This window comes from Desulfobacter sp. (assembly GCF_050177295.1).
The window spans coordinates 1-7,019 of record NZ_JBFXHE010000230.1 but is presented as its reverse complement, the minus strand read 5'-3'; the positions used below and the strand labels follow the sequence as shown (position 1 = coordinate 7,019).

4 protein-coding genes are annotated in these 7,019 nt (G+C 49.9%); 2 read left to right on the top strand and 2 right to left on the bottom strand.

Annotation, left to right across the window (positions count from 1 at the left end; genetic code table 11):
* On the top strand, positions 1–2,434 hold a 2,434-nt coding region (locus AB7U36_RS15145), incomplete at its 5' end, for a response regulator (RefSeq protein ID WP_428160556.1).
* A 39-nt stretch (positions 2,435–2,473) separates the two neighbouring features.
* A complete protein-coding gene (locus AB7U36_RS15140; protein WP_428160555.1) occupies positions 2,474–4,675 on the top strand; it encodes an EAL domain-containing protein in 2,202 nt (733 codons plus the stop codon).
* Between the two features lie 130 nt (positions 4,676–4,805).
* Here the strand turns inward: AB7U36_RS15140 and AB7U36_RS15135 are convergent, their stop codons facing one another.
* Both AB7U36_RS15135 and AB7U36_RS15130 read right to left on the bottom strand, forming a co-directional pair.
* Complete coding sequence (locus tag AB7U36_RS15135) at positions 4,806–5,468, bottom strand: potassium channel family protein (protein ID WP_428160554.1); 663 nt, start codon at positions 5,466–5,468, stop codon at positions 4,806–4,808.
* A 51-nt stretch (positions 5,469–5,519) separates the two neighbouring features.
* A complete protein-coding gene (locus AB7U36_RS15130) occupies positions 5,520–6,905 on the bottom strand; it encodes a TrkH family potassium uptake protein (RefSeq protein ID WP_428160553.1) in 1,386 nt (461 codons plus the stop codon).
* Between the last annotated feature and the right edge of the window lie 114 nt (positions 6,906–7,019).

The following is a 7,019-nucleotide window of genomic DNA, read 5'->3' as shown; positions in this document are numbered from 1 at the left end:
TTTTATTATCCCCAATGAACCGGTTGAAACAGGCGATGAAAATGAATTGATTTCCCTGATGCGCAGCATGAACTGGATGGTCCATCAGATTGAACGCCGGGAAGAGCTGCTGGAAAGACAGGTGGCCGAACGCACCCGGGAACTTGAAAACATCAATGCCGAACTCACGGTGGCCCGGGATGCGGCAAAGGCATCGTCCAATGCAAAAGGGCAGTTCCTTGCCACCATGAGCCATGAAATCCGGACCCCCATGAATGCCATCACCGGCATGAGCGAGCTTATGCTCAAAGCCGGCCTTTCGCCCCAGATGAACGAGTATGCAACCATCATCAATACGTCTTCAAAGGATCTGCTAAAGATCATTAACGACATTCTGGATTTTTCAAAAATAGATGCGGGAAAGCTTGACATAGAAGTGATCCCGGTGAAGTTGCGAGACCTTTTAGAAGAGGTGGCGGATGTATTCAAACACAGCCTTGCCCAAAAATCGGTGGAGCTCATTACAGATATCCATGAAACTGTGCCGCGCCAGATAAAAACCGATCCCCTTCGTTTAAAGCAGGTGATGATCAATCTGGTGTCAAATGCGGTGAAATTTACCCATGAAGGTGAGGTCCTGATCCGGGTAACCGCCCGAAATCAGGAAGATGGCGCCGGCTTTTATCTGGAAGTTTCCATCCATGATACCGGCATTGGTATGGATCAGCAGACATTGGATCATCTCTTTCACGCATTTACCCAGGCAGACGGGTCCACCTCCAGGAAATTCGGCGGCACCGGACTGGGACTTGCCATATCAAAAAATCTGGTGGTATTGATGGGGGGACAGATTTCCGTGTCCAGCACCAAAGGGAAAGGTTCGTGTTTTTCCTTTACCATTCATGTCCAACGCGCAGAAGAGAATGATTTTATCCCGGTTGGCCGGCGCGCAGAGTTAAAGGGCAAATCCGTTCTTCTATCTGTAAAAAATGCCACCACCGGCAGAGTGCTTGAAAGGTTCTTATCCTTGTTCGGATTCAAGGTGACTGAAAGATTTGGCGTACTCAAAAAAAAGGAGGCTGCAGCCATCTGCCATGATCCGGTTAAGTTTGATTTGATGGTGCTGGATCTGGAATTGTTTGGACACACCGGGCTGCCGCCGGAATTTCGTCAGATCAGTTCAGACGCTTTCCCGCCGGTGATTGCCATTGGTTCCATTGGCACCGGGACTGCTTTGAACCGGTTGCCGGCCATCCGGGCATTTCTTTCCAAACCTGTAAAGCAGTCTGCCTTGTTTGATGCGATCATGGAGTTGTTCTGTGAGGATCAAACGCTTTTTGAAGACAGCCCGGTGCTGTTTGGCGGCCAATATGCACTTCATGGCACCTGCGTTCTTTTGGTGGAAGATAATCAAACCAACCAGACCCTTGCTGTTGAAATTTTAAGAGGCCAGGGCATTGATACGGTGGTTGCCGCTACCGGGGCCCAGGCCCTTGAGCGGTTGAAAAACAGAACGTTTGATGCGGTGCTCATGGATGTGGGGTTGCCGGATATGGACGGGTATGAGGCCACCCGCCTTATCCGGCAGCGCGGAAAGGCAGCAGCAAATATCCCGGTCATCGCCATGACTGCCAATGCCCTTGCCCGGGACCGGGCCAAAGGGCTTGCAGCCGGCATGAATGAATATATAACCAAGCCCGTGGATGCGGATACCCTTTTCACAGTTCTGTCAAATATCCTTGAAAAGCCCATAAAAACTGGAAAGCCGATAAAAACCGGAAACCATGTTTCAGACTCCAAAGGTTTTGAAACTCATTCCCCCATGAAAGATCTGCCGGGGATTGATGTAAAAAATGCGGCAAAACGGCTCAACGGGAACCATCTCCTTTTATACCGGGCCGTGGTTGATTATACCCTGGAAAACCAGCATACGATTTTTGAAATCAAAAAATTGATACAGGACGGCAATATCCCGGGCCTTCTGGCTGTGGTTCACCGCTTTAAGGGGGTCAGCCTGAATGTATCCGCTGTGTGTCTCGGCCGCCTTCTGGCGAATTTTGAAAAAAAGATTAAGGATGAAAAAGAAAAGGATGAGCCAGAGCTCATGGCACTTAAAGCGGATCTGGCAGATATTGACACCCAGTTTTCTCTGATCTGCTCCACGGCTGAACGTATCAGGGAAAAAACAGACCCAAAGCCCGGTGACGCCGGACCGTTTCCGGAACAGAAACGGTTCGATCAGATGGGTGACATGATGGAGAAAATGGGGGAGTTGCTTAAAAAGAACAGCCTGGATGCCAAGGTCCATGCGGTATCTTTTTCAAAGGAGCTGGAAGGCACTGTCTTTGCATCGGATGCCGGTACCCTGGCCCTTCAAGTCAAACGCTTTGATTTTCCCAGTGCCCGCAAAACCTTTCAACGTCTGGAAACCGCGATCCGGAAGCATCATGCCTAAGGCCATGATAAAACCGCCGCCAGGAAAAGGGTGAAACAGGTGACCGATTCTACCGAGTGTTTAAAGGAAAAAATCCTGATCGTTGATGATACCCCGGCCAATATTGATGTGCTGGGGGGCATTCTTGTCCGGGATTATGAGATCAGTGTGGCCATAAGCGGCCATATGGCACTGGATATTGTTTATTCCGGAGAAACACCGGACCTGATTCTGCTTGATATTATGATGCCGGAGATGGACGGCTACGAGGTGGCAAGGCGTTTGAAATCCAACCAGTCCACCTGCCACATTCCCATTATTTTTGTCACCGCTAAAATTGATGAGGCAGATGAGGCTGTGGGGTTTGAGGCCGGGGCTGTGGATTACATCAGAAAACCGGTGAATGCGCCCATTACCCTTGCCCGTATCAAATCCCAGCTCGAGCTGAAGCGATACAGGGATCAGCTGGCCCGGATGGTGGAAAAAAAAACTGACCAGGTGAAACACTCCCAAAAGGCACTGGTGGAAGAAAAACAAAAGCTGACACAGGTGCAGGGGGATCTTGAGGAAAAGTCCGCCCAGGCCCATAAAACCCAGACCTATTTCAGAGAGCTGTTCATGAATTCTCCCTACGGCATTGTTTTGATCGGCAGGGATAAAAAAGTGCTTAACAGCAATAAAGGTTTTTTTGACCTGTTTGGATACGCCTATTCAGAACTCAGTTATAATGAATTCCCGGCAAACATGCTGGATGACCGGTCCCAGGAAAAAATTGAAGATCTGGTGCAAAAGGCTTTGGAGGGCCGGACCGGCAAAACAGAAACCGGGTGCCGCCATAAAAACGGATTTGACATCCAGGTATCGGCCCTGGCGTATCCGGTTAAAATCGACGGTGTTGTCCAGGCCGTGTTTGTCTTTTACGAAGACATTACCCAGCGAAAACTGTTCGAACAAAAACTGCACCACCAGGCATTCCATGATGCCCTGACCGGGATTGCCAACCGGCGGTATTTCACAGAACAGCTTAACACCCTTCTGCAGATACAGAAAAAAAACTCAAGGTTCAGGTTCGCCGTTCTTCTCATTGATCTGGACCGGTTTAAAAATGTGAATGACTCCCTGGGCCATCAGGCCGGAGACCAGCTTTTAAAAATGGTGGCTGAAAAGATCAAGCAGTGCCTGCGGAACAATGACCTTTTGGCCCGGCTGGGCGGGGACGAGTTTGCTGTTCTGCTTTCCGATGTGGATTCTAACGGGCTGATCTCCGCCATTGCCGAACGGATTACAAAAGCGGCTGCATCTGCTTTCATGGTCAGCGGACAGGAAATCCGGATTTCCGCCAGTATCGGGGTGGTGACCCATACACAGGAGTATGATACGGCCGACAGTCTGATCCGGGATGCCGATCTTGCCATGTATCATGCCAAGGATTCAGGCAAAGCCCAGTTCCAGTTTTTTTCCAGCCGGATGCACAAAAGCGCCCTGAGTTGTCTTACCATTGAAACCGAACTGAGAAAGGCGCTGGAGCGCCGGGAACTGGTATTATATTTTCAGCCCATCATAGATATCGCATCAGATACGCTGGAAGGATTTGAGGCCCTGATTCGCTGGCACCATCCCACCCGGGGCGTGGTTCCCCCGGACCAGTTTATCCCCATTGCCGAGGAGACCGGTCTGATTCTTCCCATAGGGGACTGGGTCATTCGGGAGGGATGCCGGAAACTGGTACAGATCAAGGAAGACACCGGCCAGTTGCTGACCATGAATCTTAATGTATCCATCAGGCAATTCCTGCAGAATGATTTTGTCGGCAAGCTTAAATGTGAGATTTCAAAAGCCGGTCTCACCCCCCAGAATATCAAACTTGAATTCACGGAGTCCCTTCTAATGAAATATACGCAACAGGCCGTTAGAAAACTGTATGCCCTGCGTGATCTGGGGGTCAAGCTGGCCATTGATGATTTTGGCACAGGCTACTCATCCCTGTCTTATTTGCAGCAGTTCCCCATTGACCAGATCAAGATTGACCGCTCCTTTATCAAAGCCATGGACAACAAAGAGGAAAGCCGGAAAATTGTTAAATCCATCCTGGCCCTGGCCAGGTCCCTGAACATATCCGCCGTGGCAGAAGGGGTGGAAACCCGGTCGCAGCTGGATCAATTGTCACATCTTTCCTGCGGCAGCGGCCAGGGTTATTTTATTGCCAAACCCATGCCCTGGGAGGATGTATACGATTTTATCGTGCAATATGGAAAAGCATAGCAAATATTTTTACGGGGATCGCCGCAATGCTTTGGGGGGCCGGTTCAGGTGCCGTGATTTTTGAAATTCTCATCATCATGGGCATTGATTATAAATAAATCAATGGGATGCGGTTCAGGACCCATGCAGGCTATTTCTGGATAGCCGTTTTCAGGGTATCCAACCCTTTCTCCGGTCCGAGCAGAATCAGGATATCCCTCTGGTTCAGAACGTGATCGGCCTGGGGGGAGAACCGTGTATTCCCGGCGTCCTGGCCTTTTATCGCAACGACCTGAACACCGTATCTATTGGTCAGGTTGATCTGTTTAAGACTTTTGCCCATAAATTTTTCAGGCACAGCCAGTTCAATGATGCCATACCCTTCCATAAACGGCAGATAATCTATGAGGCTGGGGTTGTCCAGTTTTTTCGCCATGGACAGGGCCGTGTCTTTTTCCGGGAAGATGATCTCTTTAACGCCCAGCTTTTCCAAAACTTTTTTGTGGGGATCACTGATGGCTTTGGCCACAATATGCGGAATGCCAAGTTCCTGAAGGTTGAGCACCGCAAGGATGGAATCCCCGAGCACGGAACCAATGCCCACCACGGCGGTGTCCACATTTTTGATGCCAAACTCTTTGAGGGTGGCCGCATCCGTGGCATCCGCAACCACCGCCTGGGTGACATGGTCTTTAATGGATTGCACCAGGACAGGGCTTTTATCTATGGCCATGACATCATGGCCCTTGCGGTATAAATGGGTGGCCAGGTGAAATCCGAAATTTCCCAGGCCGATAATCAGAAACTGTTTCATATAAAACCTTTCTTCAACCAATCACTATTTTTTCAACTGATCATTATTTCTTCAACCGATCATTATATTTTCCTGGGCATAGGAAAATTTACTTGGTTTGCCTTTTCTGCTCACAGCCATGGCAATGCCCATGGGGCCTAAGCGTCCGATGAACATGATACATATAATAATCAGTTTGCCAATCCCTGAAAATCCGGCCGTAATCCCGGTGGACAGACCCACGGTGCCAAAGGCGCTGACCACCTCATAGAGAATCTCAAGAAAAACGCCCCGGGTCTGAATATGGGAGACATCGCCGATTTCCGTCTGCTGGAGCAGCACCACGCCGATGACAATCACCAGCATACTGATGAGAATCAGGCTCACCGCCTTTGTTATACTGGCATCAGACACCCTGCGGTAAAAAATATGGGGATACTCCTGTCCCCGGAATCTGGAATATCCCAGGATGGCGATGGCGGATATGGTGGTTACCTTAACCCCGCCGCCGCAGGAGCCGGGGGCTGTGCCCACAAACATCAGAAGAATGCTGATAAAAAGCGTTTCATTGGTCAGGCTGCCAATGTCAAGGGTATTAAACCCGGCTGTACGGGTGTTTACGGCCTGGAAAAAAGAGGCCAGAAATTTGGCATGCAGGGGCAGCGTTTTAAGGGTGTTGGACCATTCCAGAATAAAAAATAACAGGGTGCTGCCGGCCAGCAGGATCAAAGTGGCAGTCAGCGTAAGCCGCGTATGCAGACTGAGTTTTGACCAGCAGCGTTTTGAAAATGAAAATTTTTGCCGGATTTCCGCCATGACAATAAACCCGATCCCGCCAGTAATAATAAGAAAGCAGATATCAAGGTTGATCAGCCAGCTGCCGCCATACCGGGTAAAGCTGTCCGGAAACAGAGAAAAACCGGCGTTGCAGAATGCGCTGACCGAATGGAATGCCGCATAGCAGATGGCCTGGTCCACAGGAAAGCTGCAAAGAAAATCCGGCAGCATCAATGCCGCGCCGATCAGCTCAATGACAAATGTAAAGATCAGTATTTCTTTGACCAGTGAATATACGTTTTTTCCCTGGCCGTAACTATAAGTATCCGAAAGCATCTGCCAGCCGGTCATGCCCACCCGTTTGCCAAGGGTGAGCAGGAACATGGTGGACAAAACCATGATGCCGATGCCGCCGGCCTGGATCAGCGCCATGATCACTGCTTTGCCGAAAAAGGTGAAGGTGGCGGCTGTGTCCACCACGGCCAGCCCTGTGACGCACACGGCTGAAGCTGATGTGAAAAGCGCATCAATAAAGCCCAGATGTCCTTTTTCAGTGGATGCGGGCAAAAGGAGCAAAAACGCGCCAAGCAGTATCAACACGGCATAGCTGAGCATGGAGACCCGGCCCGGGGACAGTACCTTCCCTTTCCGGGTGGACTCCTTCTGGTGCAGGAGCGTCATTTTGGGCACATGTTGTTTTTTTTAAAAAAAGGGTTAAAATTCAACGACGATTTCTTCATAGGTCTTCCGCCATTTAGGTGGATCAAGTACAATCCCGGATTTTTTGTATCCCAC